We start from the raw sequence: 23305 nt of genomic DNA on the forward strand, positions 1-23305 counted from the left end.
AAACAATACCTGTCAGCAGCGAAGTACCTGTCAAAATGCTGAGATTTTCACCCCCGAAGGTAACCCCCTGTCCCCTCAGGAAAAACAAAAATTTCACCCCCGAATATTCGTCACAAATCCCCGAAAAGTGAGTGCTCCTGGAGGTCTCGGGAGAGGACGCGAGTGCACACATAAGAAAAACATCCCGGCCCCTTCAGCGGAAGGAACCGGGATGTTTTGCGTTGTGACCCCAGCGGGATTCGAACCCGCGTTACCGCCGTGAGAGGGCGGCGTACTAGGCCGCTATACGATGGGGCCTTCTTGACAACCGTTATATCTTGTCACACTTTTGGGAGGGCACCAAATCGAGCAGAGCATTCTGCGAGAAACACCGGTGTCCCGAGTGAGACACCAGAGCCCCTCCCCGGGGTACCGTGCTGCCGGGTTAAACCAGGACTCGGAGGGAGGAAGGAGCCACGCGAACCGAGAGGGGAAGTGAGCCCATCCGCTCGCCATCCGCATACCCGACCAAACCCTCCGAGGCGACCCGCACCTCGCGGGCCCGAACGATCTCCACCTCGGGCACCCCCGAGTGGGCTCCCGAAAAAACCTTGGGAAACAGGCGAATAAAGCGCAGTCTGGTGGCTCTGTGCACGATAAACACGTCAAGCAGCCCATCATCAAGCTGGGCATCCGGCGTAATGTTCATGCCTCCGCCGATCATGCCGTTATTGGCGACAGTAACTAAAAGGGCATCCGTGTGCCGATCAACCCCGTCAATCGTCAGAAGATAGTGCCGCGGGCGCATCCGCAAAAACTCGACGGCGACGGCGATCACGTAGCGGGCGCGACCGCGCGGAAACGTCATCCGGTTGGTACGGGCATTGACCTGGGCATCCAACCCTGCCGAGAGGGCACCCACATAGGTGCCGCACCCCTCAACCCCCTCCGTCTCGACGGTGTCAATGAGACGCCCCACGCTCCGCCCGGTATCCCGCAGAATCGTCACGAGAAGGCGGGTTGCCGCCTCCGCGCTGAGCGGCAGTCCGAGACCCCGAGCCAGGTCGTTCCCGGTGCCTGCCGGAACAATACCGAGCGGGATACCCGTGCCCACCAGCAGCCCCAGCACGAGGCTGACCAGACCGTCACCGCCCACCACGATACACGCGGTGGGACGGGAGGCAAGCTCCCGCTCAACGGCAGCCCTCAACTCGACGGCGCTGTTCTCGCGCAGCTCACTGACACGAAACCCCGCCGCCCGCAGCGCATCGGCCACACGGGCCCCCACCACCCCGCGTTGACCCGTGGCTGCTGCCGGGTTAATAGCGACAATAACGTGGGGTGTGGAATCCGGCATGGAATCACCCTACCGTGGGGCCTCCGGGGATCGTCTAGGGTCGTTATATGCGTCTGACAAAATTTGAGCATGCCGCCCTTCTCCTCGAAAAGGAGGGTAAAAAGATCTTCGTCGATCCCGGCAATATGACCACCCCGCTCACCGAGGTGGACAACACCGTCGCAGTCGTGATCACTCACCAACACCCTGACCATTGGACGCCTGAGCAGTTGGCGCGTGTGCATGAGCTGAGCCCGGAGGCGCGCGTGTTCAGTACGGCCGCGGTCGCAGAGGCCTGCCCCGGCGTGGACGTGACGGTAGTGACCGCGGGTGACACGCACAGGGTAGGGCCTTTTACCCTACGCTTTTTCGGTGACACACACGCCGTTATCCACCGGTCAATTCCGGTCATAGACAACGTGGGGGTGCTCATCAATGGTGAACTTTTCTACGGCGGGGACAGCCTCGTGCCGCCCGCGGGCCTCGCGGTGGATGTGCTGGCCGTACCCGCCGGTGCGCCCTGGCTCACGATCGGTGCCGTTATGGACTACGTCGTCGCGGTGGCACCGCGACGCAGTTTCCCCACACACGAGATGGGTCTCTCCCGCTGGGGGAAGGACCTCGCGGCCGACCGCATCCGGTGGGCCACCGAGGCGGGCGGGGGCCAATATCTGCCGCTCGAACCCTTCGACAGCTACGAGATTTAGCCCAGGACAGGCTCCACTATGAGGGAACCGACCCGGCGCAGCTCGGCCACCGCCTGATTGACCGTGCGGCGCACCACCTCACCGGCGGAGGGGATATCCGTGATAAGCCCCTGCACCAGGCCCACCGACCAGACCCCGGCCTCCACATCGCCGTTTTCATAGACGGTGCGCCCGCGTGCGCCCGCGACAAGCTCACGAACATCCGCAAATTCGCCACCCTCGGCAAGAATCTGCACGACCTCACGGCTCACCTCGTTACTCGCGACACGCGCGGTATTGCGCAGAGGCCGGAAAATAAGCTCGGTATCCAGCTCCGTCGCGGCGACGATGTGCTCCTTGACCGACCGGGCCACCGGCGACTCGGTGGTGCACATGAAGCGTGTACCCATGTTGACCCCGTCCGCACCCAGGATGAGCGCCGCCGCAAGGCCGCGCCCATCGGCAAAACCGCCCGAGGCGATCACCGGGATACTCAACCGCTGCGTGGCGGCCGGAATCAGCACGAGCCCCGGCACGTCGTCCTCACCCGGGTGACCGGCACACTCGAAGCCATCGATGCTGACGGCGTCCACCCCGACCCGCTCGGCGGTGAGGGCGTGCCGCACACTCGTGCACTTGTGGATGACTTTGATACCGTGCTCACGGAACAGCTCCATATGCGGCTCAGGATTGGCCCCGGCCGTCTCCACGATCGTGATCCCCGCATCAATGATCGCGCGGCGGTACTCGTCGTAGGGTGGCGGAGTAATCGAGGGCAGGATCGTGAGGTTAACCCCGATGGGCTTAGTCGTGAGGTACCGGGCTCGTTCAATCTCCCGCACCAGATCGGCCGGGGTCGGCTGAGTGAGAGCCGTAATCATGCCCAGACCCCCCGCCTCCGAGACGGCAGCGGCGAGCTCGGCCCGCCCCACCCACATCATGCCGCCCTGAACGACCGGGTGCTCAATACCGAAAGCCTCGGTGAAGGGTGTGGCGAGACGGGTCATGGTATGTCCTTTCGAGAGGCGGCGGATATTCCCCCGGCCGGTGCAGCGGGTGACGTGGCGTAAGCGGCAAGGCTGCCGCCACTCTCGGCGAGAGTGGTCAGCGAAGCTGGCGGAACGAACCGCAGACCGTACAGGTCGGACAACTGCTCGGCCCGCCGCACAAAACCCGCAATGCCGCCCGTATACTGCTCGATGTAGCGCATCACGCCACCCGTCCAGGGCGGGTAGCCGATGCCCAGGAGCGACCCGATATTGGCATCCGCAAGCGAGGTGAGAACACCCTCGTCAAAGGAGCGCACCGTTTCGAGGGCTTCCGCGAAGAGCATACGCTCCTGAAGATCAACAAATGGCTCACGCGGGGGCAGGGTGGTGCGCGTCTGACCAGCACCGGGCTGGCTCCCGGCTGTGTGCGCGGCAAGGCCGGTCCAGAGAGTGCCGCGGCGGCCGTCAGCGTAATCATAGAAGCCAGCACCCTCGGAACGTCCCGGCCGACCGGCGGAAAGCATCCGTTCGAGGGCCCGCTCAGCCCCTGCCACGGGCGACCAGACGGTACCGGGAGCCGAACCGTCCGTCGCAACGCGATTCTCCGCCCAAATCCGAGCGACAAGGGTGAGACTCAGCTCGTCAATGAGCGCGAGCGGTGGGGTGGCGTAACCGGCCTGCCGCGCCGCACGCTCGATCGTGACGGGCGAGACCCCCTCGTCAAGCGCCGCGAGCGCCTCCTCGATAAAGCGGAAGATCACCCGGCTCGTAAAGAATCCGCGCGAATCGTTGACCACGATGGGCGTCTTGCGGAGCTGCCGCGCGCAGTCGAAAGCGCGAGCGAGGGTCTCATCGCTCGTCTCGGGTGCTCGCACAATCTCAACCAGGTCCATCCGGTCAACGGGCGAGAAGAAGTGCAGGCCCACCACATTGTGCGGGCGGGTGACGGCAGACGCGAGGCTACCAATCGGGATGGTGGAGGTATTGCTCGCGAGGATCGTGCCCGGCCCGGCAGCAGCCTCAATGGCGGTGAGCTGATCGCGCTTGAGCCCGGCATCCTCGTACACCGCCTCAACCACCAGATCGGCCGCCGCAACCTCGGTGAGGTCGAGCGTGAAGCGGATGCGCGCCAGAACATCATCGGCGGCCCGGTCAGCCTCCGCCTCGGTGAGCTCGGGATGCGCGCGGCGAGCCGCAGAAACGGCACGAGCAGCCGCATAGCCGAAAGCCCGCTTCCCCGCAGCCGGGTCGGTGTCGGTCATCACGACCGAGAGCCCGCTGCGGGCCGCCGTGTAGGCGATAGCTGACCCCATCATTCCGGCCCCGACCACACCGAGCGTGGTAACGGAGGTGCGCGGGATATCCGCCGGCCGGCTGGCCCCCTGCGTAACCGCGGTGAGGTCGAAGAAGTAAGCACCGATCATATTGCTCGCGGCGGCGGAGCCCAACACATTGACAAAGTAGCGGGTCTCGATGTCGAGAGCCGTGTCTATATCCACCTGGGCCCCCTCAACAGCACTCGCCAGGAGGGCCCGCGGGGCCGGGTAGTCGGCCCCACCGAGTTGCGCCCGCAGCCGAGCCGGAAGGGCAGGCAACGTGACGGCCAGGGCGGGAACAACACCGTCCGTGCGGGGCGAACCCCCGGGAATACGAAAACCCTCGCGATCCCAGGGTTGGCTGGCGTCCGGATGCGCGGCGATCCAGGCGCGCGCGGCCCCGTCCAGCTCCGCAACGCTCCCCACAACCTCGTCAATGAGCCCCGCAGAACGGGCTGCCCTCGGCGTGAATCGCGTGCCGGGTAGCAGCGCCGTGGTGAGGGCGGATTCGAGGCCCAGCATCCGCACCGTGCGCGTGACCCCGCCGGCACCAGGGAAAAGCCCCAAGGTAATCTCGGGCAGACCCAGGCGGGTGCGCGGGTGGTCGGCGACGATGCGGTGATGGCAACTGAGCGCCACCTCGAATCCTCCGCCGAGAGCCGTGCCGTTAATCGCCGCGACGACGGGTCTGCCCAGGGTTTCCAGGCGACGAAACTGGCGCTTCATCCGAGTAATGCGCGCGTAGTCGGCCGCTGCATTCGCGCTCGACCCCTCACGCAATTCGTGCAGGTCACCACCCGCAAACCAGCTACTCTTCGCGGAGGCCAAGATAACGCCCGTGACGCTGTCCCTCTCCGCCGCAAGCCGGTCGTTGACCGCCTCAATAGAATCGATGAAGGTGTCGTTCATGGTGTTGACCGGGTGGTCCCGATCATCCATCACAAGGGTGACGATGCCCTCCGCGTCTCGCTGCCAGGACATCATGCCAATCCACTCGCTATCTACCCCTGTGCTAGCTGCCTCAACCGAGCCCGCCGCCGTCTCTCTGACCACGCCGCTCACACCCTCTCAATAATCGTTGCAATACCCATGCCGCCGCCAATACACAGCGTGACGAGCGCCCGCCGCCCACCGCGCCGTTCTAACTCGTCAAGCGCGGTGCCCAGAATCATGGCCCCTGTGGCCCCGAGCGGATGGCCCATCGCGATAGCCCCGCCGTTCACATTCACCCGCTCTGAGGGGATGCCGAGGTCGCGTTGCCACTTCAGCACAACCGCCGCAAACGCCTCGTTAAGCTCAAACAGGTCGATATCCTCGACCGTGAGGCCCGCCCGGTCGAGGGCCTTGCGCGTGGCCGGAGTAGGCCCGGTGAGCATGATCGTGGGGTCGGCCCCGGTGACGGCCACCGATACGACCCGGGCGCGCGGCGTGAGACCAGCCTCCGCCCCGGCCTGCTCGCTGCCCACGAGCACGAGCGCGGCACCGTCAACAATGCCCGAGGAGTTTGCCGCGGTATGCACGTGGTTAATACGCTCAACCCAGTGGTACTTAGCACGGGCGACCGCGTCAAACCCGGCATCCCGCCCCAGCCGCTCAAACGAGGGCCGAAGCGCGGCAAGCGACGTGGCCGAACTCTCGGGGCGGCGGTGCTCGTCGTGGTCGAGTACCACCAGACCATTCATATCTCGCACGGGCACCACCGAGCGGGAAAAACGGCCCTCGGCCCAGGCAGCCTCGGCGCGGCTCTGCGATTCGAGAGCGAAGGCGTCTACGTCGTCCCGGGAGAAACCCTCTAGGGTGGCAATCAGATCGGCACCGATGCCCTGCGGAGCAAAATAGTTATCGTAGCTCGTCACCGGGTCATACGACCAGGGCCCGCCATCAGCCCCAATCGGTACCCGTGACATCGACTCGACGCCACCGGCCAGCACAAGAGAATCCCAACCCGAGGCAACCTTCTGGGCGGCAATATTGACAGCCTCCAACCCGGATGCGCAGAAGCGGTTCACCTGCACCCCCGCAACCTCGTCAGGCAGGCCCGCCGCCATCGCAGCGGTCTTGGCAAGGTTACCGCCCTGGTCGCCCGTTGGCGTGACGATGCCAAGTACCACATCGTCGATGCGGGCGGGATCGAGACCGGGTGCTCGGGCACACAACTCGTGAATGAGGCCCGTGACCAGGTCAATCGCCTTGGTGCCGTGTAGCGACCCGTTACGCCCGCGACCGCGCGGGGTGCGGATAGCGTCGAATAGGTAGGGGGTGGTTGTGTGGGTGGTCACGTCACTGTGCTCCTCAAAACGGCGGATACGGCAACCCTACTCAGTACCACCGACACGGCAACAGCCCCCTGAGGATGCACACAACCTTTTCACGGGCGTGGCGACCTACCCTGGAGATCTCGACTGATTTGGCCTGGGCTGTGTTCCGACCTGTTGCCTGTTGCCTCATCAGTTTCGGAAGGGATTCAGAGCCAGCAGAGTGGGCCTGTTCTTATTCGAGGGTGGCAAGTTCGACCATCGAGTTGTCGTAGCTGTCGCTGACTGTCGCTGACTGTTGCTGACTGTTGCTGACTGTTGCTGACTGTTGCTGACTGTTGCTGACTGTCCCAGTCGAGGGGATCGCGCCGAGTTCTGCGATCCTGTTGGTGTAGACCATCGACATGTAGTTCGAGTCGTGATCGCTGTGATGAATCAGCCCATCCAAGCTCCCACCCGACTGACAGGCAGTCATCTCCAGCGCTTGCAACGGCAATGCGTCTGTTTCGAGCGTTGAGGCGAGTTTCGAGCCCACAATTCTTCGCGAGTACACGTCAGTCATGAACGACACATAATGCGAACCCAGACAATGACGGGGCGTCATCTCTCTCACGACCGTCATCGACTACTATTCGAAGAAAGTTGTCGGCTGGTCCATCGCTAATCACATGCGCACCGAACTCGTCACCGACGCCCGCTGAATCGTTCTTCTCAGCGTTGAAAAACGAGTGTGTCTACGGCACGGTCTACGTGACGAAGGCCCAAGCCCGCCGCGATGTCATCGCATACATTGAGGGGTTCTACAACAACCGGAGGCGTCACTCAGCGCTCGATTATCGCCTGCCAAACGAAGTCCAATATTCCTACGAACAGCCAACCGTGGCAGCGCACAAAATCATCAATTCCGCTGTCCGAAATCCCCGCAACAGATCAATCGCACCCCTCAAGACCTGGCGCATACTCCACACGGACTACCGCCGCCCGACCAACACATTCCCCGAAACAATCACCACAACCATCGGACTACGCTTCTATCGAACACAATTTTTATAAACCTCAGTGGAATTTTCTTAGAATCAAGGTATTCAACATATCATCGTTCTTTGAAGTATCGAAACAAATTATCCTCACGAAGAAACAAAGGAGTAAATATTATTGAAAGCAAAAAAGCTAATGCGGAAATAAAAATAAATTTTAGCCCAACACAGAAAGAACTAATCCAAGGGTCAGGATTAGAATAGTGTGAAAAAAAATATAGTATAATTGCACTAACTAAGCCTGCGGGAACCATAAGAACCGAAAATTCTATAATAAGTTGAAGGATTATATCAGCGCGCCTAACCCCGGCATGCAGAGCGCTTGAGAACTCAAGTCTGCGCGTCCAAATCCAGATTGTAGCGGACGAGAACGAAATTGCAATTAAAAATATTTGAACTGCGACAAATGGAACTTTATCAAACTTCTCTGATCCGTCAAATTTAACTCCAAGAGTGGAGTTGAGCTGACGAATGGTTGGCACCTCCATCTCGAATATTCCATCGGGTGATGCCAACACGGAAAGATACGATAACTGTTCAGATTGAGGCGATATGGGCCAGGAGTCAATCCAGCACTCGTCGAATAAATCCGAATATGAGTAAGGAGAAGCCACTGCATATGCAAGTGACTGGTCTCGGCCATCACTTGGAAAATCATATACTCCAGCAACATCGGAAGTTCGGCCGTCAGATAATGACACCTTTGAGCCAGCCAGCCAGCCGGTATCAGATGATAGGTCCCGTGATATCCAAATGCCCGAAACGGACGTCTCGAGGGAAGTGCTAGATAAAAGAGATGCGAAGCCAGGCGTAATTGCGTATTGGTTAAGTGCGCGATCAGGTAAAGCACTAAAGGTGATTGATTCAATTTGACGTATTGCGCCGGAAGAGGAGATGCCTGAAGTTTTTGAGAGAGCATCGCATTGTTCGCCATCTATTTTTGCTGGTGCGCTAACGATAGTTACTGAACCACCTGCCTGACGGAATTTCTCAGCGTCCATTGACAGATCAACCACGGTCCTTGATGACCACCCCGCGCCAGAAAATAGGATGAAAGAAATAACAAAAAAAAGATAAACTGTTCGAGACGCTCCAGTGGAAATATTTCGGAACGCCTCTTGGGCAATAACCGTTTTTCGCATCAAGAGGACTCATCAATAATAAAGTCGTTGAGGTCGATGACTCTCGAGCATGCGTCCCGCGTGTGAAAATCATGGGTGGCCACTACAACGATTGAGTCGATACCGGAAAGTGAGCTTAGCACAGCGTTCACTGTCTTCGCGGACGCCATATCTAGTTGGGCAGTAGGCTCGTCAACTAGTAGAACACTGGGTTTTTTGGCTACTGCCCGGGAAAGCATAAGGCGCTGAGCTTCGCCACCTGACAGAGAAGAAAAAGGCCGGTGCGAAAGTTCAAGCAAGCCAAAGATCTCAAGTATTCTTCGGGCCTCGGTGTCAGCTTCAGACCGCCCTAGGCCTCGAGCAAGTAAAGGTAAGCTGACATGATCTAGGGCTGATCTTTGTGCTACGCCATGCGGGTTTTGAAATACCCAACTGATTGATTCTATGCCACTGCGTAGGACTTCGCCTTCGGATGGTTTTTGCCATCCGGCGAGAATAGAAAGCAGTGTTGACTTGCCGGAGCCTGACGGGCCAACGATTGCAACCATCTCTCCAGAACAGATGGAGAACGTGACGTGAGTAAATAGTTGCGGTTGACCACTAAAGGAATGGCTTACGTCGGTCAGATTTATCTGCATTTTTCCTCGTCGCTGAAAGGACGAATGGAGACTTGTGATGGCAGGTTATCAGCGGTAACGAACGTCTTTCCCAACTCTGAACCGATAATTGTTACAGCTAACGATTTTCCGTTTCCTATAATGCAAGCGTATCTCCCATCGACCATAAATAAAGCCGAAGAAGGCACAGTAACAGAATGTATTGGTGTTTTTAAGTGTGATTTGACGGTCAGCCCCTGCGATTGATTGGCCCTCCACTGAATAAATTCAGGTGTTTCTGAATAGGCATCTAAAAACGCCCTGTCAGTAATCGTTCCGTTTTCTGTCAACTCTGACTCTATGCCACCTGCAGTAACAACGCGGCTCCCATCACCCTGATTATTTTCCGTAAGTTTAATAGATGTTAACTGATTTCCTGATGTCGCCAAGCTCTGCCCGACAGAAATCAAATCACCAATACTATTTGCGCAGGATGATATGGTTAATTCTGGGGAAGGTAGCCATATAAAGCGAGAAAGTTGAAGCGCGTATTGACGAGAATTATCGTGTGAAGGAATTAATTTTCTTACGGCTTCGGAGGTTCTAAAATCGAATCTGCCGCTTTCGATGATGTTAAACCCGAGACGAATAAGTTCTCGCTGTAATGAAGAGACATCTTCGCCGGTGTCGCCAGAATTCAGATCTCGCCATAGAGGTAGATCTGTGTATAGGGCTACAATCGATTCGTTATCGATTGTAAATATAGGTTCCCCGGATCTAATGCTCACACCTGGGGTACACTCGCTGCGAACCAGGACCCCGGAATCAGGGGAGAGAAGATCTCTCTCGGGGCTTAAAGTAACGGAAACCTTGTCAACGCGGGCTCCATCTGATTCCCGCGTTAGAACAGAAACATCGTATACATTGGATGGCGGTTTTAGCGACTCTGGTTTCGTATTCGGTGCCAGCAGCAGTCCGAGAATTACTCCTACTCCCAGCGCAGCGATGAATACTAGAAACCCAACTCTTGGGCTCCATTTTTGACTTAGAAATTTGGCTCTCTTGATTTTGCGTTTAGTTTTCATTTATTTTAGCTTCGCGTGAAGACATAACATCTAATTCGCTTGAGGGTTAGTGAAGCAAAGCCATGCTTCGTCGGTGTCTAAGCTGCCACCTCCGGGGATAACACCCAAATTGTTTTGGGGGTCAAGGGGTATCTCGATGTTTCTGTCGTCCTTATTGGAGTCGTCGGCCGGAGAATTCACAGATGTTGTATTTTCTTTGGAGTCCAAAATGGCCTTGAGCTCATTCCCGGTGAACCCGCTTGGTGCGATTCCTTTTTTGACGAGACATTCCGCTCGCACATCATTCATGTCTTTAGCCTGGGGATTGTCTCTTGCTAGCATATATAGCGGTTCAATCAGTGCAATTGATTGCTTTCCGCACTCCGCCTCTACCGATTCGAACCTTGACTGGTCGTTTTTCGCATACGTTACATCGTATTGAGGTGCCCCGTCGATCATGCTGGCCACGACTGTGAAGCCCTCGTCATCGAGGCAATCGGTGTATTTCTGCTGCGTTTCAGAATACTCTTCGGCGGTGATCTTGCCGTCATCGAGTATTCTTAGCTGGAAGTCGTTTACAGAGGCAGCCTTAGCCTCAGTAAATTCTGTCTCATAGGGGTTGATTTGGGCCGTACGAGTCTCTGTGCAGGCCGTTCCCCCAGATAGAATTATTGCGATAATTACGACTAGGCCGCCTCTGTAAAACATTTTTATTCCATCCCTTAGAGGTTGAAATTGACTCCATTGATTTTATGGAATTTCCCAGTCGGCAGCGAAGCACTCGAAAGGGCCCCCTTCTGCGATGCCCATGCGCCATAGGTAGTACTGACGTAGGCATTGCTCGCATCGCTACTGTAGTACTGCTTAAATGCGCGGAGCTTGGAGCCTGAGCTGCATGCGTTAACGGAGACAAGGATTTTTGCGGAGGTGTTGACGAGTTGAGTCATTGTACAGTCTACAGCGCTGGCTGGTGCCGCCCCTCCCCCTAAGCAAAGTGCCACAGTAACGGCGACAGTCGTGACTAATTTCGTTCGTTTCATTTTTTCTCCTGACATTGGCACCAAAACTATAACAACAGATATGCATATCTACAAGTTGAACAAGCTGGTCGGTTTAGTGCGACGGCGCGATCTTCTCGCTCTTGGGAGAAGGACTTGGACTCGCTGAGGGGGTTGGTGCGTCGCTTCAGGGGAGTTGAGAGGCTGTAGGGCATCTGACCTGACCTATAGTTTGGTTTCCACTCTGACCTGACCCACAGCAGTCCCAGATGTCCACCCTACGGAGTCAAGGCCAAACTGGGCAACATTCCCGATGGCGGCGGGAGCACCATGTTGGTTGACAGCAGAGCGGCAAGAGCCGGGCGGTTACCAACGACGCTGGGCGCAGCAAACACACGAACCAACTCGCCGACCGATCTCCGGTAACTCCCGCAGCCGAGCCAACTTCTCCTCCGCAATTAGATGCGCAGTCACGTGCGCCCTCACACGAACCGACAAAGCACCAGAACAGCAGCCCACTTAGCCCATATCCGTTCGGTTTTCGGCGGAAAATAGGGAGCCTCCTAGACCGCCAGCAGAGGTCAAGACGTCATGAGTAGTGCACCAACTGTCTGAACCTGCCGGTGATTGGCACGATGCGACCTCACAATCACATCTGTCAGAACGTTTTCATAGTGGTGGAGAGATTCTCTGCCCTTCCAACGTTTGGAGTTCCATGCCCGAATCTCATATTGAAATTGACCCCGCAATCCTCTACTTCGGAACTCCAGTAGTACTGCTGAGCACCGTGGACGCTGAGGGTAGACCAAACCTCGCCCCCATGTCATCCGTTTTCTGGTTGGGCCAAACAGCCGTACTTGGAATGTGCCTACGGTCGCAACCGTCGTCGAACCTCGCAGCCGCGGGAGAGATTGTTATCAATTTGCCTTCTGTTGAGCAGGTGAGTGCAGTAGACCGACTCGCTCTGACCACGGGCCGAAACCCTGTTCCGACCGCTAAAGAACAGGTTGGCTATATCTATTCATCCGACAAATTCGCTCATGCAGACCTCACGGCTGTCCCCTCGAGAACAGTGGCTCCACCTCGGATTGCCGAATGCCCGGTCTCTCTTGAAGGACGTTTGGTTGCCACCCACCCCCTGATCGCGAATGATCCGTCAGAGACTGGAAAAGCATCAGTTTTTGAAATCTCGGTCACACGAGTACACGTGCATCCTGCTGTGCAGGACGAGGCGTTTCCGAACCGTATCGATCCAGATCGGTGGCGACCGCTCATCATGAGCTTTCAGAAGTTCTTTGGCTTGACCACTCAAATACGTCCTTCGCGACTGTCAAAGATTGATGAAGAATGGTATCGCTGACTGTCTGATTTGGTCTGGGTTTTGTTGGCTCTTCGCGAACGAGGGTGTAGTCGGTTGAGTGCGTCGGTGGCCGGATGGGCGTCGAGGTCTCCCGGATGACCGCAGACACCGAGCGTTGCGTCAAGATGGCTTGGATGATTCGATCGTACCGGCCCACGGTCAGCGCGCCCAACATGATTCCACCGCATTGCGGCAGAAGAATCATCCGCACGGTCCTCTCATACGATTCGTAGGTCGAAAATGTCCCTGCGCCAGATACTGCCCTGGCCCGAACCCGTTTCGAGCCACGCCACGGAGACGTCGGCGATTGTATCCGCGGCGGTAAGCCCGGCAACGGCTCGCAGCTGGTGCAAGTTGCCTGCGTCGTTGCGGGCGCGTGCACGTGCACGGTAGGTATCGCTGGCGAGCTGTGTGATCTGCACGTGCCGAGCTCACCGGCCTTGGTGCGGGGTCTAGCCATGTCGCCGCCCCTTGATCCAGGTAAACAGCTCATCGCGGTCGTAACGAACGTGTCGTCCGAGTTTGACGTATGGCGGGCCGACGCGCGTTTGCCGCCAGTCTTCTACGGTGCGCACCGGTACACGAAGAAGCTCGGCGACTTCGGCCTGGGTAAAGAATGTTGGAGATGATCCGTGAACACTATCCATGAAGGACAGGTGCGGAATGCGGCGAAGAAACGGCCGCGAGAAGATTTTTGTTCTTCAATCTGGTCACCAGCGCCGAAGCGGCTGGTGACCAGATGACGAAGATTGGGCAATTTAGCCGCGCAATCTCGCCACTATGGTGGCTGGGGTACCTGGACTCGAACCAAGAACAACTGAACCAGAATCAGCCGTGTTGCCAATTACACCATACCCCATTGGCTCAGAATCGCTCCCGAACCAAGACACAACTCTATCCCATGGAAGCGGCAATCGACAAACCGAGATCGGCCCGGATCAGGGAGACGTTGATCCGGTTCGACACACGGGCTCCCTCACCGGCCGCAATGAGCAGTTGCTCCGGGCCGGGCGGGGTGATGTCACCGGCGGCGTAGATTCCGGGGATACTCGTCTCGCCGTTGGCGCGAACCTCCAGCAGGCCCCAGCGGTTGCGGCGCGGCACAAGGTCGCCCAGGTAGTCGGTTGACGCGTTCCAGCGCGGGCGCACAAATCCGCCGCGGCACTCGATCACAGTGCCATCCGTCAGGCGCACGCCGGTCATCTCACCCTTCTCCCCCTCGATATCCTCAATGGGGCGGCGCTCTAGCGTGACCCCGGAGACCTCAAGCAGCTGCTCCTCCTCGGGCGTGACCGTGTCGGCACCGTTGGTGAAAAGGGTGAGGTCCTGCGTAAAGGGGGTGAGCTGAAGGGCACGGTCAAAAACATCCGTCGTCTCGCCGATGACGGCGAGCGGCCATCCGGTCTTCTCGTAGGCGTCGCACTCCACGCAGCTGTGCAGAGCCGTGCCGTAGTACGCCCGCAGGCTGGGAAGGGCGGGCAGCTCTTCTACCAGACCTGCGGCCACGAGCACAAAGCGCACCGTGATGTCCTGGTCGGGGGCACCACGCACACCCTCGGCCACCACGCGGAATCCGGCCGTATTGTCCACATCCTCGTCACCGCTGAGGGGGGTCACCGCGGTAACCGTCGCCTGGGCAAACGTGGCATTCTCGTAGGCCTCGAACTCTTCGCGGCCCAACCGACGCAGCTCCAGCGGCGGTGCCCCGTCTCGCGTGATGAAGCCGTGCGAGCGTAGGGTCGCCGCGTGCCGAGGGCGGTTGCTGTCCAGGATAATCACCTGACGGTTGGCCCGCGCCAGGTTAAGCCCAGCGGCGAGGCCCGCGGGACCGCCACCGATGATGGCGACGTCAAAATTCCACTCAGTCATGATTGTTCTCCGTGTTGTGCGGCACATCGAGCCAGACGCGCGAGCGTCTCCCCACGGCCCAGGATGTCCATTGATTCAAAGAGCGGCGGTGATACTCGCCGTCCCGAGGTCGCGACGCGCAGCGGCCCGTAGGCCACGCGCGGCTTGAGGCCGAGCCCCTCGATGAGGGCAGCGCTCAGGGCGGCCTGGAGGGGCTCCGCTGCCCACTCCTCCGCACTGATCGCCTCAAGCGCCAGAATTGACGCCTGGAGAACCTCGCCCGTGTTGGCGGGCAGAGTCTTGACAGCATCCGCCTGGTAGGCCAGGGCCTCACCGGGGATGAAGAAAAAGCCGAGCATATCAACCGCCTCGCTGAGGACGGTGATGCGCTCCTGGATGAGCGGGGCCGCCGCCACCACAATCGCGCGCTGCTCCTCGGTTACCGGCTCGCTCAGCACACCACCCGCCACCAGGTACGGGAGAATGCGCTCAACGAAGTCATCGGGCGCGAGCAGACGGATGTGGTCACCGTTAATCGAGTCGGCCTTCTTCTGGTCGAAACGGGCCGGGTTGGGGTTAACGTTGACAACGTCAAAGGCCGCAACCAGCTCATCCACGCTGAAAACATCACGGTCGGGCGCGAGCGACCAGCCGAGGAGCGACAGGTAGTTGATGAGGCCCTCCGGAATGAAACCGCGGTCGCGATGGTGGAACAGATTTGACTCGGGGTCACGCTTGGAGAGCTTCTTGTTGCCCTCACCCATCACGTAGGGCAGGTGACCAAAAAGCGGGACAAACGTGGTCAGCCCGATGTCGATGAGCGCGTGGTAAAGCGCGATCTGGCGGGGCGTTGACGAGAGCAAATCCTCCCCGCGCAGCACATGGGTAATGCCCATGAGGGCGTCGTCAACCGGGTTGACCAGGGTGTAGAGGGGCTTGCCGTTGGGGCGCACCACAACGAAGTCGATGGTCGAGCCGACAGGGAAGGTGATCTCGCCGCGGACGAGGTCGGTGAAGGAGAGATCAACGTCCGGCACCCGCAGGCGCAGGGCGGGCTCGCGGCCCTCCGCCCGGAAGGCCGCACGCTGCTCCGCCGTGAGGTCCCGGTCGAAGTTGTCGTAACCGAGCTGCTTGGGGCGGCCGACAGCCACGTTACGCGCGTCGATCTCCTCGGCATTCGAAAAGCTCTCGTAGACGTGGCCCGACTCGATGAGACGGTCGATGACATCCCGGTAAAGATCGCCACGCTGCGACTGGCGGTACGGCGCGTGGGGGCCGCCCACGTCAACGCCCTCATCCCAGTCGAGGCGCAGCCAGCGCAGGGCATCAAGCACCTGCTGGTAGCTCTCCTCGCTGTCTCGCGCTTCGTCGGTGTCCTCTATCCGGAAGACAAAGGTGCCGCCCGTGTGCCGGGCGTAGGCCCAGTTGAATAGTGCCGTACGCACGAGCCCCACGTGGGGAGTCCCCGTGGGGGACGGACAAAACCGTACCCGAACGTCGCTACCGGCGGCCGTGGAAAAGGGGTGCATAGTGAGGTCAGACATCACGCTAATCCTAAACCAGTCGGCGCGCACCACCGGGATACGCCCCTAGCGAGCGGGAATTGTGATGCTACTGGTATCCTCGGGGCGCTCCCCAACCTCGGGGTCTGCGGGTGCGGCCATCCCCTCCTCAGGCACGGATTCCCGCACCCGCAGGAGGGGGATCGTGCGCGAACAGAGCGGGCCGATCAGCAGCGCAAACGCCACCGTGCCCGCCCCCACATTGCCACCCATCAGCCAACCGGTGCCGAGCACCGTGACCTCCACAATCGTGCGGCCCACCCAGAGAGGCCAGCCGGTGCGGGTGTGGATGCCCATCATCAGGCCATCCCGCGGGCCGGGGCCCATCCGCGCCCCAATATAGAGGCCACTCGCAACCGCAAGCAGCAGGAGACCGGCGGCAAACACGAGGATCCGCAGCCACAGTTCCTCGGGATGCGGAATCAGCCACAACCCCAACTCCATCGACAGCGGCACCAACACAATATTGAGAATCGTGCCCACTCCCGGCCTCTGCCGCAGCGGAATCCAGATCAGCATGACACCGGCACTGATAATGAAGGTGAGCCAGCCCATCCCGAGCCCGGTATACCTGTCCCAGCCCTGAGCGAAAACGGTCCAGGGGTCCACACCAACCCCCGCAACAATCATGAGGGCGCAGGCAATGCCGTAAAGAAAGAGGCCAATGAGGAGCCGGAGGGAACGAATGAGCATAAATGCAATCCAATAATAAAAGTGGCTTGTCTGCAAGATACCAATAAGCCTAAAGTGGCTTTTATGACGATTGCTGCCCTCTCCGCCCGCGCACTGGGCACCATGCTTGCCGACTGGCGAGACACTGGCCCCGCCTACGTGGCCCTCGCCGAGCGCATCTGCCTGCTCATCGTGGACGGCCGCATCGCCAGCGAGACTCGACTACCCGCCGAGCGCGAGCTGAGCGAAACCCTCCAGCTGAGTCGAACCACGGTGTCCTCTGCCTACCGCACCCTGCGCGAGCGGGGCTTCCTGCGGAGCACCCAGGGCTCCGGGAGCGTGAGCCAAATCCCCGCAGGTCAGGAGGCACGCGGGGCCACGCCGCGCGGCCTCGAGGCCGCCCCGTACGACCTCACCACCGCATGCCCACCACCCTGGCCGGGGTTGCGGCAGCTCACCGAGCGCACGCTCGCCGAGCATCCCGAACTCTTCACCGAGCACGGCTACGACCTGCTCGGCACCCCCGAGCTGCGGGCGGCCATCGCCCGGCGCTACACCGAGCGTGGACTGCCCACCGAGCCCGAGAACATCATGGTAACGGTGGGGGCCCAGCACGCAATCGGCCTCCTCAGCCGAACCCTGCTACGGCGGGGCGACCGCGCCCTGATCGAAAACCCCAGCTACCCGCACGCCCGCGACGCACTCATCGCAGCCGGCGCGCGACTCACCCCGCTGCCGGTCTCGACCGATGATCCGACCATAGGAGGGGAGGCGGGCTGGGATGCCGACCAGGCGGTCGCCCTCTTCCGCCGCGCCTCCCCCGCACTCGCCTACCTCATCCCCGATATTCACAATCCCACGGGCCTGTCGATGCCACAAGAAACGCGCGAACGAATCATCCGCGCGGCCGAGCACGAGGGCACGACGCTCATCGTTGACGAGACGACAGCCGAACTATCGCACACGGCCGGGCCTTCACCGCTGCCATTCGCCGCGAGCGCTCCCCCCGGGCGGGCCGGCCACATCATTACTCTCGGCTCGATGGGTAAGACCGTCTGGGGCGGGCTGCGCGTCGGCTGGATTCGGGCCACACCGCACCGCATCCGCCGTCTCGTAGCAGCCCGACCGGCACACGACCTGGGCACACCAACCATCGATCAGTGGGTGGCGATGACCGCCCTGGACTCAATCACGGACATCCTGCTCTACCGGTCAGAGCAGTTGGCCGCCACCAACGTAGCGATGCGAGCCGCCCTCGCACACCACCTCCCCGAGTGGACGCTCTCCCCCGGCCGGGGCGGTGTCTGCCTGTGGGCCAACCTGGGCGCACCGCTCAGCACCGCACTCACGATTGCGGCCAGTTCCCACGGGCTCCTCCTGACAGCCGGGCCACGCTTTGGCCTCGACGGAGCCTTTGAGCGATTCCTGCGCGTGCCACTCAGTATGGAACCACAGGAGGTGGAGCCCCTCATCGTGGCGCTCGCGGGGGCCTGGCACGCGGTCTCGGGTGGCCGCCGGGCGGCCGAGGACCCCCGAGGCTTCCCCCGGATTGATGTGGTGTAGCGCGGTCTACACCTAGCCGCGGCGCACCAGATTGCCGCCACGGACCCTGCGGCGCACGCGAGCAGCCCACCCCTCAACAGCACCCACCGCACGACCCACTGTGGCATCAAAAAAGCGATACCACTGACTCTTAAGCCCCACCTCAATCACCCGGTGGACAGCGTAGGCCAGCACCACCATGCTGAGAATCAGGCAGGGGAACACCAGCCACTGGTTCTCGTTGGTGGCGAGGTGATTCAGCACCATATACCCGATGCTGGCGTGCAGCAGGTAGATCGGGTAGGTGAGTGCACCAACGAACGCCGAGCCCGGGAGCGTCCACGACGAGACGCGCCTCGACAGGGTGAGCAGGAGCATCCCGTAGATCAGGGCGATCAGGCCCACCGTAACGACGGTGGGCATGGGGGTAACGGTGTCACGAGCCTGATTAAAAGCCTTGGTCAATTCGAGCGGAATAACACCCATAAACGAGGCCAGGAGCCCCGCGATTCGCAGAGGGCTCCACCCGCTCTGACGGATACTGGCAATGATTGCGCCACCGGCGAAGAGAAAATAGTAGCCGCCGAGAAAGTCGATCTGCTGGGCATGGCCGGGCGCACGAAGGGTGACCAGCAGCATCCCGATAGACCAGAGGGGCATGAAGGTGCCCAGCCACGCGGTCTTACGGAAGAAGACAAAGAGGCCCACGAGCGCGTAAAACTTAAGCTCGAAAAGGAGCGTCCAATAGACTCCGTCCACCGGATTCTCGCCCCACCAGGTGGGCACCATCGTGAGGTTGGCGAGCACCTGCGGACCCGTGACAGCGAGTTCCCCCGTGCCCCAGAAGGCGGCGATAGAAGCGGTGATGAGCATGGCCACCCAGAAGGCGGGGTAAAGCCGCACAAACCGTCCGACCGTAAACGACCTGGCCGTCTTTCCCGATACAGACTGAACGATCACAAACCCGCTGATCAGGAAAAACAGATCAACACCCAGGTAGCCGTAGCGGATGGCGGCGGGAACGGGCGAGAGATAGTCGAGGCTCGTCACCCGACCCGAAGCGATACCGCTGAAGAAGTAGTGGAAGAGCAGCACCCAGGCGGCGGCGGCAAACCGGTAGTAGTCCACAATCTGAACGCGTGAGGACCGCCCCGCAGATATCTCATTGGCCGCTCTAAACACTGCACCTCCGTCTCTGGCATATGGTCATCCCCAACGTGACAGCATAGTCACTTCTCTGGGGAGATCCTGGGGGGTCACGCAGTCGAGGACTCGACCGGGGCCCCCGAAGCCCCGTCGAGTCGGTCAATCCGGCGGAGAGAGACCGTGATGCGGGCGATCACCAGCACAATCAGGAACGCCACCCACGAGAGGCCCGCAAACCCGATAAGGCTGAGCACAAGCCCCGCCCCGGCCGCGGCAAGCGCCCCGCTACCGTTCATGACGGTGTCGGCGATTCCCTGCCGGGCGGTACCCTCACCCGTCACCGCGTTCTGGGTCAGGAGGGCCGCCCCGGCAACCGTCACAGCGCTCCAGCCCAGCCCCAGCAGGATGAGCCCCACCTGCACCACGGGGCTGTCTGCGGGGCTGAGCCCGGTGCAGAGGAGAGCCGCGGCGAAGATCACACACCCCAGGGAGATGACCCGGGCAGCTCCCCAGCGATCGCTGAGCAGACCCCAGACGGGCGCGCAGACGAACATACCGGCGATATGCAGGCTGATGGTGAGGCCCACCAGGCTGAGGGAGCCCCCGTGCTCGCGCAGGTGCACGGGGGTCATCGCCATCACGGAAACCATGACGGCGTGCGCGAGCGCAATCATGGCGATTGCAGCGCGCTGACGGCTAATGCGGGTGGCCAGGGTGGGCTCGGTAGCGGGCGCAACACCCCCGGCACCGTCAGCAGGCTCGAACCGCCGCTGCGTGGCGAGGCTGTGCGCGGTGAGCAGCGGGTCGGGGCGCAGAGCCAGAGAGTAGAGGACGGTGACGGTCAATTGGGTGACGAGAGTGAGGAGGAAGGTGCCGGTGAGGGGAGGCATCCCGAGCGCTGTCCCCACCAGGTCACCGGGAACGAGCAGATTGGGGCCGATAACCGACCCAACGGTCGTGGACCACACCACAATCGAGAGGTCACGCCCCTTCGTCGAGGGGCTGGCCAGGTCGGCAGCGGCAAACCGTGATTGCAGTTGCACGGCGGAGGCCGAACCCATGCAGGCCAAGCCCGCCAGCAACAGCCAGAACTGACCCCACACAGCGGCGGTCACGACGAGGACAACCCCGACCGCGGCAACCAGGCTTCCGATACTAAGGGAGACGCCGCGGCCGCGGCGGGAGGCAAGACGCGCGAGCGGAAACGCCACGACAGCAGCCCCAAACGTGGTCATGGTGGCGGCCATCCCGGACCACGCCGGATCACCCGAGATGGCGGCGGCGAGAAGGGCACCCACCGACAGGGAGGCACCGATGCCCAGGCCCGCGAGAACCTGTCCGATAATGAGCACTCCGAGAGTGCGACGCTGAAGTGCGACGACCGCGGCAGGATCGACGGGGTGGATACGCGCGGCGGTCACCGTGACACCGCGGAGGCGAGGGAAGGCTGAGCCGCAAAGGGAGTCAGCGACCACGCGGCGGGGTCGAGGGCACGGCAGGCCGCACGGGTAGCGGTGATGGCGGGTACATCGCTGGCGCTCAACGGACTGACGAGGCTGATCACGCGGTGCGTGTCGCCCTCAATCGGCAGGAGAACCACGCGCGAAGGAAACGCCTTGGCGGCAAGAACAGAGAGCTGTGGGACGAGGGCGACGGCAAACGAGGCAGCGACCATGCCCATGACGGCGACCATGTTATCGGTCTCGTGACTAATCCTCGGGATAAATCCGCTCGACTCGGCCGCAGCGACCAGATGACCCCGGCAACGGAGGCAACCGGCGATCCAGGTGTCCTCTGCCAGGTCATTCAGCCGCACGCGATCACGCGTGGCGAGGGGGTGGTCGGCGGGCAGTGCCACGCGCACCTCCTCGCGCCAGAGGTGCTCAATGCGCAGACCCGGCAGTGTGTCACCGACGAGGCCGACGCCGTCACCCGGGTAGCTGAAGGTGAGGGCGGCATCCAACTCTCCATTACGAACCGCCTCAATCGCCTGGGGCGGTTCGAGTTCACGGTAGTGGGTGGTGAGACCGGGGTGGCTGTGACGGATGCTCTGGAGCAGTTCAGGCACGATGACTGCCGAGGCGGAGGGGAAGGACGCGAGACGCAGGCGACCGCTGCGCAGGCCCACGAGGTCGGAAATTTCGGCGACGGCACCCTCCAACTCGGCCGTAATCACCCGGGCATGCCGGGCAAGGATACCGCCAGCCTCGGTCAGCCGCACACCCCGCCCCACCCGCTCGACAAGGGGAATACCGAGGCGCGTCTCGGCATTCTTAATCTGCTGGCTCACGGCAGGCTGGCTGAGGTGCAGCAGCTCGGCCGCTGCGGTGATGGAGCCGGTGACGCTGACGGCGTGCACGATGCGCATCACCCGGCCGTCAATGCTGTCCGCCGTGGGAGGGGTGACGGCAGGGGCGGGGGTGAGAGACATAAACATAAGATATTGGTTGGCGACGAGACATCCAAATTACTAATACATTCTGAGGAGCCCGGCCAGGCACCCTCCACTCCGGGTGAGAAAAGCTCACAATACCGAGAAATAATCGTCGATGTGTGAGGAAAAGTCACCCGAGGTGCGGGGAGAGCGGCCCTTCATCCATAAGGGAAGAAGAGAGTGGACATAAGAAATATGCTCTTAACTAATGTGTGGTCCGCTTCTAGACTGACCTCGTGAGTACACCAGTGACAAGCTCCCTCACCGTGGCCGAGGCAGGAACACACTTCCCCCGCCGCCCGGGATACCTCTCAGCGTGCACCATGGGCGTACCCACCCACGAAACCTCGGCGGCCCTTCACCGTGACCTGGACGCCTGGTGCTCCGGCTCGGCCAGTGCCGCAACCTACGGTCAGGCCGTCGAGGACAGCAGAGCCCTGTATGCCACGCTCGTCGGGGTTGCCCCGGAGGCCGTCGCAACGGGATCGCAGACCTCCTCACTCGTATCAATCATCGCGGCCGGGATGCCCGACAACGCCGAGATCCTGTGCGTCACGGGCGACTTTAGCTCGGTGGTGCATCCCTTCGTGCAGCAGGCACACCGCGGCGTAACCGTGCGCTTCGCAGAACTTCACGACCTGGCCGACGCGGTCACGGATGCCACGACCCTCGTGGCGTTCTCACTCGTCCAATCGGCGACAGGTGCGGTGGCCAACAGTGACGCCGTGCGCGAGGCTGCGGCCCGTCACGCAGCACTCACGCTGTGCGACCTCACCCAGGCGGCCGGCTGGCTGCCCGTCAACGCCGGAGATTTTGACGCAACCGTGTGCCACACCTACAAGTGGCTGTGCTCACCGCGGGGCGCTGCTTTCCTCACGCTCAGCCCGGCCCTGATCGAATCTCTTGTACCCATCGCCGCGGGCTGGTACTCCGCCGACGATGTGTGGTCGAGTTGCTACGCCACCCATATGCCGCTCGCGAAGACCGCCGGGCGTTTTGACGTCTCGCCAGCCTGGTCGGCCTGGGTGGGTGCCCGGGAAGCGCTGACCTTCTTTAACCGGCTCGACCTGGCAGCGGTACGCGAGCACTGTGCGGGGCTGGGTGATGAGCTGTGCCGCGGACTCGGCATCGCGGAGGCGCACAGCGCAATCGTCACCTGGCCCGACGCCGACGCGACGCGACTGGCGGCGCTCACTGCGGCGGGCCTCACGGCATCCGGCCGGGCAGGTCGCGTACGGGTCGCGTTTCACCTGTGGAACACGCGGGAAGATGTGGCGGCCATACTGGCCGCCGTGCACGGGGAGGCTGCGGGTGATGCGGCCCGCTCGGGCACCCTCCGCTAGGGTATTGCAGGCACCCCTCAC

Annotated in this window: 21 protein-coding genes, 2 tRNA genes and 1 pseudogene; 5 read left to right on the forward strand and 19 right to left on the reverse strand. The window is 61.1% G+C overall.

Features of this window, described 5'->3' with window-relative positions; genetic code table 11:
- Positions 1 to 224: 224 nt before the first annotated feature.
- A tRNA-Glu gene (locus tag FB466_RS00630) sits at positions 225 to 297 on the reverse strand.
- Between the two features lie 127 nt (positions 298 to 424).
- Positions 425 to 1336: a diacylglycerol/lipid kinase family protein gene (locus FB466_RS00635; protein ID WP_141915032.1), complete on the reverse strand. Its 912-nt coding sequence runs from the start codon at positions 1334 to 1336 to the stop codon at positions 425 to 427.
- Positions 1337 to 1383: 47 nt separating this feature from the next.
- Between FB466_RS00635 and FB466_RS00640 the strand changes: the two genes are divergently transcribed.
- A complete protein-coding gene (locus FB466_RS00640; protein ID WP_141915033.1) occupies positions 1384 to 2022 on the forward strand; it encodes an MBL fold metallo-hydrolase in 639 nt (212 codons plus the stop codon).
- Here the strand turns inward: FB466_RS00640 and FB466_RS00645 are convergent.
- The 4 genes from FB466_RS00645 to FB466_RS00660 form a co-directional block, all read right to left on the reverse strand.
- A complete protein-coding gene (locus tag FB466_RS00645; protein ID WP_141915034.1) occupies positions 2019 to 3008 on the reverse strand; it encodes an NAD(P)H-dependent flavin oxidoreductase in 990 nt (329 codons plus the stop codon). The two genes, FB466_RS00640 and FB466_RS00645, sit on opposite strands and share 4 nt — an antisense overlap.
- Positions 3005 to 5359: a 3-hydroxyacyl-CoA dehydrogenase NAD-binding domain-containing protein gene (locus tag FB466_RS00650; RefSeq protein WP_281285146.1), complete on the reverse strand. Its 2355-nt coding sequence runs from the start codon at positions 5357 to 5359 to the stop codon at positions 3005 to 3007. The genes FB466_RS00645 and FB466_RS00650 overlap by 4 nt, the downstream gene beginning before the upstream one ends.
- Before the next feature lie 5 nt (positions 5360 to 5364).
- Entirely contained in the window at positions 5365 to 6585 is a 1221-nt protein-coding gene (locus FB466_RS00655; protein ID WP_141915035.1) for an acetyl-CoA C-acetyltransferase, read from the reverse strand.
- 211 nt (positions 6586 to 6796) lie between these two features.
- Positions 6797 to 7183, reverse strand: a complete 387-nt coding sequence (locus FB466_RS00660) for a DDE-type integrase/transposase/recombinase (RefSeq protein ID WP_141915037.1) — start codon at positions 7181 to 7183, stop codon at positions 6797 to 6799.
- On the opposite strand from FB466_RS00660, the pseudogene FB466_RS13670 reads away from it, so the two are divergent.
- A pseudogene (locus FB466_RS13670) lies at positions 7155 to 7614 on the forward strand (IS3 family transposase); the annotation flags it as partial. The gene FB466_RS00660 and the pseudogene FB466_RS13670 overlap by 29 nt on opposite strands.
- Positions 7615 to 7654: 40 nt before the next feature.
- Here the strand turns inward: FB466_RS13670 and FB466_RS00670 are convergent.
- From FB466_RS00670 to FB466_RS00685, 4 genes are all read right to left on the reverse strand, one after another.
- Positions 7655 to 8614, reverse strand: a complete 960-nt coding sequence (locus FB466_RS00670; RefSeq protein ID WP_141915039.1) for an ABC transporter permease — start codon at positions 8612 to 8614, stop codon at positions 7655 to 7657.
- Positions 8615 to 8739: 125 nt separating this feature from the next.
- Positions 8740 to 9357 carry an ATP-binding cassette domain-containing protein gene (locus tag FB466_RS00675; protein WP_141915040.1) on the reverse strand — a complete coding sequence of 206 codons (618 nt, stop codon included), beginning with the start codon at positions 9355 to 9357 and terminating at the stop codon, positions 8740 to 8742.
- Complete coding sequence (locus FB466_RS00680) at positions 9348 to 10400, reverse strand: peptidoglycan-binding domain-containing protein (protein ID WP_141915042.1); 1053 nt, start codon at positions 10398 to 10400, stop codon at positions 9348 to 9350. Before FB466_RS00680 ends, FB466_RS00675 begins: the two co-directional genes overlap by 10 nt.
- A gap of 30 nt (positions 10401 to 10430) precedes the next feature.
- The gene (locus tag FB466_RS00685) at positions 10431 to 11087 is read right to left on the reverse strand and encodes a hypothetical protein (protein WP_141915044.1); all 657 of its coding nucleotides are present in this window, start codon (positions 11085 to 11087) and stop codon (positions 10431 to 10433) included.
- A gap of 1005 nt (positions 11088 to 12092) precedes the next feature.
- Between FB466_RS00685 and FB466_RS00690 the strand changes: the two genes are divergently transcribed.
- Entirely contained in the window at positions 12093 to 12737 is a 645-nt protein-coding gene (locus tag FB466_RS00690) for a flavin reductase family protein (protein ID WP_141915046.1), read from the forward strand.
- 218 nt (positions 12738 to 12955) lie between these two features.
- Here the strand turns inward: FB466_RS00690 and FB466_RS00695 are convergent, their stop codons facing one another.
- The 6 genes from FB466_RS00695 to yczE form a co-directional block, all read right to left on the reverse strand.
- Entirely contained in the window at positions 12956 to 13159 is a 204-nt protein-coding gene (locus FB466_RS00695; RefSeq protein ID WP_141915048.1) for a hypothetical protein, read from the reverse strand.
- Positions 13160 to 13189: 30 nt separating this feature from the next.
- A complete protein-coding gene (locus tag FB466_RS00700; protein ID WP_141915050.1) occupies positions 13190 to 13384 on the reverse strand; it encodes a helix-turn-helix domain-containing protein in 195 nt (64 codons plus the stop codon).
- A gap of 137 nt (positions 13385 to 13521) precedes the next feature.
- Positions 13522 to 13596, reverse strand: a tRNA-Gln gene (locus FB466_RS00705).
- Between the two features lie 35 nt (positions 13597 to 13631).
- Positions 13632 to 14606 (reverse strand): NAD(P)/FAD-dependent oxidoreductase, encoded by a 975-nt coding sequence (locus FB466_RS00710; protein ID WP_141915052.1) that lies wholly within the window; start codon positions 14604 to 14606, stop codon positions 13632 to 13634.
- Positions 14603 to 16129 (reverse strand): glutamate--tRNA ligase, encoded by a 1527-nt coding sequence (gene gltX / locus FB466_RS00715; protein WP_141915054.1) that lies wholly within the window; start codon positions 16127 to 16129, stop codon positions 14603 to 14605. Before gltX ends, FB466_RS00710 begins: the two co-directional genes overlap by 4 nt.
- Positions 16130 to 16174: 45 nt before the next feature.
- A complete protein-coding gene (gene yczE, locus FB466_RS00720) occupies positions 16175 to 16840 on the reverse strand; it encodes a membrane protein YczE (RefSeq protein WP_141915056.1) in 666 nt (221 codons plus the stop codon).
- A gap of 63 nt (positions 16841 to 16903) precedes the next feature.
- Here yczE and yczR point away from each other — a divergent pair, with 63 nt between their 5' ends.
- Positions 16904 to 18382, forward strand: coding sequence for a MocR-like transcription factor YczR (gene yczR / locus FB466_RS00725; RefSeq protein WP_246054478.1), 1479 nt, complete (start codon positions 16904 to 16906; stop codon positions 18380 to 18382).
- Between the two features lie 12 nt (positions 18383 to 18394).
- Here the strand turns inward: yczR and FB466_RS00730 are convergent, their stop codons facing one another.
- From FB466_RS00730 to FB466_RS00740, 3 genes are all read right to left on the reverse strand, one after another.
- Complete coding sequence (locus FB466_RS00730) at positions 18395 to 19543, reverse strand: acyltransferase family protein (RefSeq protein WP_141915058.1); 1149 nt, start codon at positions 19541 to 19543, stop codon at positions 18395 to 18397.
- A gap of 74 nt (positions 19544 to 19617) precedes the next feature.
- Positions 19618 to 20928 carry an MFS transporter gene (locus FB466_RS00735; protein WP_141915060.1) on the reverse strand — a complete coding sequence of 437 codons (1311 nt, stop codon included), beginning with the start codon at positions 20926 to 20928 and terminating at the stop codon, positions 19618 to 19620.
- Entirely contained in the window at positions 20925 to 21938 is a 1014-nt protein-coding gene (locus FB466_RS00740) for a LysR family transcriptional regulator (protein ID WP_170205961.1), read from the reverse strand. Before FB466_RS00740 ends, FB466_RS00735 begins: the two co-directional genes overlap by 4 nt.
- A gap of 239 nt (positions 21939 to 22177) precedes the next feature.
- Here FB466_RS00740 and FB466_RS00745 point away from each other — a divergent pair, with 239 nt between their 5' ends.
- Positions 22178 to 23284, forward strand: coding sequence for an aminotransferase class V-fold PLP-dependent enzyme (locus FB466_RS00745; protein ID WP_246054479.1), 1107 nt, complete (start codon positions 22178 to 22180; stop codon positions 23282 to 23284).
- The last annotated feature ends 21 nt before the right edge of the window (positions 23285 to 23305 follow it).

The organism is Klugiella xanthotipulae (assembly GCF_006716695.1).
GTDB lineage: Bacteria > Actinomycetota > Actinomycetes > Actinomycetales > Microbacteriaceae > Klugiella > Klugiella xanthotipulae.

Coding starts and splice junctions, on each gene's coding strand:
- FB466_RS00635 (WP_141915032.1), bottom strand. CDS start 1,336: ATGCCGGATTCCACACCCCACGTTATTGTCGCTATTAACCCGGCAGCA.
- FB466_RS00640 (WP_141915033.1), top strand. CDS start 1,384: ATGCGTCTGACAAAATTTGAGCATGCCGCCCTTCTCCTCGAAAAGGAG.
- FB466_RS00645 (WP_141915034.1), bottom strand. CDS start 3,008: ATGACCCGTCTCGCCACACCCTTCACCGAGGCTTTCGGTATTGAGCAC.
- FB466_RS00660 (WP_141915037.1), bottom strand. CDS start 7,183: ATGACGGTCGTGAGAGAGATGACGCCCCGTCATTGTCTGGGTTCGCAT.
- FB466_RS00675 (WP_141915040.1), bottom strand. CDS start 9,357: ATGCAGATAAATCTGACCGACGTAAGCCATTCCTTTAGTGGTCAACCG.
- FB466_RS00680 (WP_141915042.1), bottom strand. CDS start 10,400: ATGAAAACTAAACGCAAAATCAAGAGAGCCAAATTTCTAAGTCAAAAA.
- FB466_RS00685 (WP_141915044.1), bottom strand. CDS start 11,087: ATGTTTTACAGAGGCGGCCTAGTCGTAATTATCGCAATAATTCTATCT.
- FB466_RS00690 (WP_141915046.1), top strand. CDS start 12,093: ATGCCCGAATCTCATATTGAAATTGACCCCGCAATCCTCTACTTCGGA.
- FB466_RS00700 (WP_141915050.1), bottom strand. CDS start 13,384: ATGGATAGTGTTCACGGATCATCTCCAACATTCTTTACCCAGGCCGAA.
- FB466_RS00710 (WP_141915052.1), bottom strand. CDS start 14,606: ATGACTGAGTGGAATTTTGACGTCGCCATCATCGGTGGCGGTCCCGCG.
- gltX (WP_141915054.1), bottom strand. CDS start 16,129: ATGTCTGACCTCACTATGCACCCCTTTTCCACGGCCGCCGGTAGCGAC.
- yczE (WP_141915056.1), bottom strand. CDS start 16,840: ATGCTCATTCGTTCCCTCCGGCTCCTCATTGGCCTCTTTCTTTACGGC.
- yczR (WP_246054478.1), top strand. CDS start 16,904: ATGACGATTGCTGCCCTCTCCGCCCGCGCACTGGGCACCATGCTTGCC.
- FB466_RS00740 (WP_170205961.1), bottom strand. CDS start 21,938: ATGTCTCTCACCCCCGCCCCTGCCGTCACCCCTCCCACGGCGGACAGC.